The sequence below is a fragment of the Arthrobacter sp. 2YAF22_2 genome (genome assembly GCF_052114645.1).
Classification (GTDB): Bacteria; Actinomycetota; Actinomycetes; order Actinomycetales; family Micrococcaceae; genus Arthrobacter.
This window is the reverse complement of record NZ_JBFRFD010000283.1, coordinates 1-4,869: the sequence shown is the minus strand read 5'-3', so window position 1 is coordinate 4,869 and position 4,869 is coordinate 1. Positions and strand designations below refer to the sequence as shown.

The 4,869-nt window shown below is 71.9% G+C and carries 3 protein-coding genes; 2 read left to right on the top strand and 1 reads right to left on the bottom strand.

Going from position 1 to position 4,869, the window contains the following annotated elements; all coding sequences use genetic code 11:
- A partial coding sequence (locus AB4Y86_RS12180) for a chromosome segregation SMC family protein (RefSeq protein WP_441402487.1) occupies window positions 1-2,510 on the bottom strand: 2,510 nt, incomplete at its 3' end.
- A 245-nt stretch (window positions 2,511-2,755) separates the two neighbouring features.
- Here AB4Y86_RS12180 and AB4Y86_RS12175 point away from each other — a divergent pair.
- Window positions 2,756-3,778, top strand: a complete 1,023-nt coding sequence (locus AB4Y86_RS12175) for a 3-oxoacyl-ACP synthase III (protein ID WP_441402486.1) — start codon at window positions 2,756-2,758, stop codon at window positions 3,776-3,778.
- Window positions 3,772-4,869 (top strand): alpha/beta fold hydrolase (locus AB4Y86_RS12170; protein ID WP_441402485.1); only part of this gene is annotated, 1,098 nt, incomplete at its 3' end. The genes AB4Y86_RS12175 and AB4Y86_RS12170, both read left to right, overlap by 7 nt.

Below are 4,869 nucleotides of genomic sequence, written 5' to 3'. Positions count from 1 at the left end.
CGGCGTTCGGTGGCGGCGGCGCGCTCCAGCGACGTCGCCCGGTTGCCGATGGCGGTGAGCTGTTCCTCCGCGCTGCGCAACGCCAGGCGGGCCTCCATCTCGGCCGAGCGCGCGGCCGACGCCGCCAGCGCGAGGGCGTCGCGGTGCTCGGGCGAGGGCTCTTCCTCCGCGGGGGCCTCCTGGGCGGCGGCCAGCCTGGCCGCCACGGTTGCCAGCGCTTCCTGCTCCCTCTGGATGCTGGCCTCCGCCCGGGCCAGCGACGCGGCGAGGCGTTCGCTCTCCCCGACGGCGCTGCGCAGCACCGAGTTCAGATGGCCGAGGCGTTCGGCCACAGCGGCGAGCCGCGCGTCCGAGTCGTGCAGTTTTTCGAGGGCGGCGTCCGCCCTCCCCTGTGCGGCTGCGCGGCGGGATTCCGCGGCGGACAGTGCGAAGCGGTTCCGTTCCAGATCGGCTCCCACGCCGGCGAGGCGTGCAGCTGCGTCGTCGACGGCGGCCTGGACTTCCAGCAGCGACGGCGCCGTGGCGGAGCCGCCACTAACCGTGAGGGCGGTGAACACATCGCCGGCGCGGGTCACCGCAATCAGGTCCGGCCGGTCGGCGATCAGCCGTGCGGCGGCGTCAAGGTCCTCGACGACGGCGGTGCCGGCCAGCAGCCGGGCCAGCAGCCGCGGAAGCGGGACGCCGGCACCAGAGGCTCCGGCCGGCGTTACCAGCGCGGCGGCCCAGCTCGCGCCTGCCGGAAGCGCGCCGGGAAACGGGTCCGCGCCCGGCGTGTCGGGCGCCCTGTCAGATTCCGCGGCGCCGGCCAGCAAAAGCGCGGCGCGGCCGGCGTCGTCGTCCTTGAGGAGCTGCACCGCGGCCGCGGCGGAGACGGCGTCGCGGACCACGACGGCGTCCGAACAGCTGCCCAGCGCGGCAGCGATGGCGGCCTCGTAGCCGGCCTCAACGGCCAACATCCCCGCGAGGGCGCCGAGGACGCCGGGCAGTCCGGCGGCCAGGACGCGTTCCGAGCCGTCCTTGCGGTTGAGGCCCAGCTGCAGGGCGTCGCGCCGGGCCACGAGGGCGCCGCGCTCCCGCTCGGCGTCGCGTTCCGCGGCCTTGAGGGCCTCGATTTCCGCTGCCACGGCGTCCAGGGCCCCGCTTGCGGCTTCGTATTCGGCGTCGAGGGTTTCCTCGCCGTCCTCGACGCCTGCGACCTGCGACTCGAGCGCGGTGAATTCGCTTTGGGCGTGCCGGCGGCGTTCCTCGCCGGCCTTTTGCGACTCGCGCAGCCTTCCGAGCTCGGCCTGGGCGGATTCGACCCGCGACCGCGCAGCACCGACCTGGCCGGCCAGCCGGGCGAGGCCCTCGCGCCGGTCCGCTGCGGCGCGGAGCAGGGTGGCGAGGCGTTTGTCCTCGGCGGCGGCCGCGCTTTCGGCTTCCTGTTTGGCGGCGGAGGCTGCGTCCAGGGCGGCGCGCTGCTCCACGATCTGGGCTTCCAGCCCGGCCTGCTCGGCGCGGACCCGGGCAGCCTGCCGTTCGAGCTGTTCGGGGTCGCGTCCGGGGTCGGGGGCCGCGTCCGCCGCGCCCAACAGGCGACGCCGTTCCTCGGCGAGCGAGCCGAGCGAGCGCAGCCGTTCCCGCCCGGAGGAGAGCTGGTACCAGTTGTCCCGGGCGGCGTTGAGCTTCGGGGTGGCCTCGGCGGCGAGCTGCTCCAAGCCGGCCTGGCGCCGGCGCCCGCTGTCCAGTTCCCGTTCGACGACGGCGCGCCGTGCCTTCAGCGCGGTCTCATCCGCGACGTCCTGCTCCAGGACCGACTGCAGCTGGACCAGGTCATCGGCCAGCAGCCGGGAGCGCGCGTCACGCACCTCGAACTGGACGGTCTGGGCACGGCGGGCGACTTCCGCCTGCTTGCCCAGCGGGGTGAGCTGGCGGCGGATCTCACCGGTGAGATCGCTGAGCCGGGCCAGGTTGGCCTGCATGGCTTCGAGTTTGCGGACCGTCTTTTCCTTGCGGCGGCGGTGTTTGAGGATGCCGGCCGCCTCCTCGATGAAGCCGCGCCGGTCCTCCGGGGTGGCATGCAGGACCTTGTCCAGCTGCCCCTGCCCGACGATCACGTGCATCTCCCGGCCCAGGCCGGAGTCGGAGAGCAGTTCCTGGATGTCCAGTAGCCGGCAGCTTGCCCCGTTGATGGCGTATTCGGAGCCGCCGGTGCGGAACAGCGTGCGGGAAATGGTTACTTCGCTGTAGTCGATGGGCAGCGCGCCGTCGCTGTTATCGATGGTCAGCGAGACGTGCGCCCGGCCCAGTGGCGGACGGCCGGAGGTGCCGGCGAAGATGACGTCTTCCATCTTGCCGCCGCGCAGGGTCTTGGCGCCCTGCTCGCCCATCACCCAGGACAGCGCGTCCACCACATTTGACTTGCCCGAGCCGTTGGGCCCCACCACGGCGGTGACGCCGGGTTCGAATTCGAAAGTCGTCGCCGAGGCGAACGACTTGAACCCGCGGACGGTCAGGCTTTTCAGGTGCACTGTGTTTCGGGTCTCCTGCTTGGTGCGGTCTGCGGGTGTTCTGCCGCTGGTCTGGACGGCCCCGGGTACCTACAATCTACTGCGGAGCTGTGACAATTCCGCGCAAAACCCGCGAGAACCCGCGGCCGGGGCGGCGGGCGCGTGCGGGAACCGGCCTGAAGCGGGCATAGTTAAGCACTTGGGCTTGTGCTTAAAGGGTGTGGTCAACCGCCGGAGCGCAGGACAGATACGAACAGAGGCTTGATTTGATAGGGAATGCAACATTCCGGCACCGTAATACCGCGTTGCTTTCGGTGAGCAGCGTCGAAGCACCGAAAATCGTCAGTTCCGCGGACTTCGACCGCACGCTGGCGCCGACCCTGCAGCGGTTGAAGTTCCCCCCCAAACTCCTCGAACGGGTCGCCGGCATCACGCACCGCCGCTGGTGGGCCCCCGGGACGTCGTTCGACGACGCCGCCATTGAGGCGGGCGCGAAAGCCCTGGCCGAGTCCGGCGTCGAAGCATCCGAGGTTGGCCTGCTGATCAACACCTCCGTCACGCGGCGCAGCCTTGAGCCGTCCGTCGCGGTGAAGATCCACCACGGGCTGAGCCTGCCGTCGTCGGCCATGAACTTCGACCTGGCCAACGCGTGCTTGGGCTTCGTCAACGGCATGACCCTGGCCGCCAACATGATCGACTCCGGCCAGATCAAGTACGCGGTGATCGTCAACGGCGAGGACGCCCAGGCCACCCAGGAGGCCACCCTGGCCCGGCTGCAGCGGCCCGAAACGACCCGCGAGGACTTCAGCCGCGAGTTCGCCACGCTCACCCTGGGCTCCGGAGCCGCCGCCGCCGTCCTCGGCCCCGCGGACGAACACCCCGGGGCGCACCGGATCGTCGGCGGAGTGATGCGCGCCGGCACCGAGCACCATGAACTGTGCGTTGGCGGCATCGACGGTATGACCACCGACACCAAGGGCCTGCTCGACGGCGGCCTCCGGCTGGTCGTGGAGGCCTGGCACGAGGCGAAACCGGAGTGGGACTGGGCCTCCATGGACCGGTACGTCACGCACCAGGTGAGCAACGCCTACACGCAGGCGATCATCGACGCGATCGACCTGGACCCGGCCAAGGTGCCGATCACCTTCCCGCATTGGGGCAACGTGGGCCCGGCGTCCCTCCCCATGACCCTGGCTGCGGAAGCGCAGACCCTCGTCACCGGCGACCGCGTGCTGTGCATGGGCGTCGGTTCCGGCCTGAACACCGCCATGGTGGAAATCGCATGGTAGAGGCCGACTGGCCCGGCGTCGACCCGGAATGGTCACGCGAAATCGATGTCCCCTCCAGTTCCGCCGCGGATGAGCCCGGCACGACGCGCCGCTGGCACCTGCTTGACAACGGCGCCCAACTCTCACGCCGGGGCCTGGTCCCGGCCGGCACCCTGTTGTGCGTGCACGGCAACCCGACCTGGTCCTACCTGTGGCGGACCCTGCTGGCCGCCGGAACCGATCCGGCCCGGCCGTGGCGGGTGGTGGCAGTGGACCAGCTGGACATGGGCTTCTCCGAGCGCACCGGGACGTTCCGGCGACTGGCGGACCGGATCAACGACCTGGGAGACCTCACCGCCGCGCTCGGGCTGGCCGGGCCCGTGGTCACCGTCGGCCACGACTGGGGCGGCGTTATCAGCCTCGGCTGGGCCGTGGCACACCCCCGGCAGCTCGCCGGCGTGGTGCTGACCAACACCGCTGTGCACCAGCCCGCCGGCTCGCCCATCCCGCCGGCTCTGCGGCTTGCCCTGCACCCTGCCGTGCACCCTTGGGGAACGACGACGTCGGACACTTTCCTGCGGGTGACGCATGCGCTGGCSCACCCGCCGCTGTCCCCGGCTGTCCGCACCGCTTTCATGGCCCCTTACCGGGGCGCCGGCCGCCGCGCCGGAGTGGGGAATTTTGTCGCGGACATCCCGGCCGACCCGTCCCATCCCAGCTTCCCGGCGCTGAGCAGGGTCGCCGAAGGGCTGCGCGGGCTGAGCGTCCCGGCCCTGATGCTTTGGGGCCCGCGGGACCCGATCTTCTCCGACCGGTACCTCAAGGACCTCATCGGCCGCCTGCCGCACGCGCACGTGCACCGCTTCGAGGGTGCCGGCCACCTGGTCGCCGAAGACCGGGACATCGCTGCGCCCGTGTTCGAATGGCTCGCCGGGCACGACCCGGCCAGCGGAACGGCTGCCGCCCCGACCGCCGCCGGCGCCCCGCAGCCGGACACGGCCGCCGAAGCCGCGCGGCCGGGCACCGAGCCCCTCTGGGCCCCGCTTACCGAGCTGGCGTCCGGCGCGGCCGGCGGCGACACCGCCGTCGCGGAAATGGCAGCGGACGGCAGC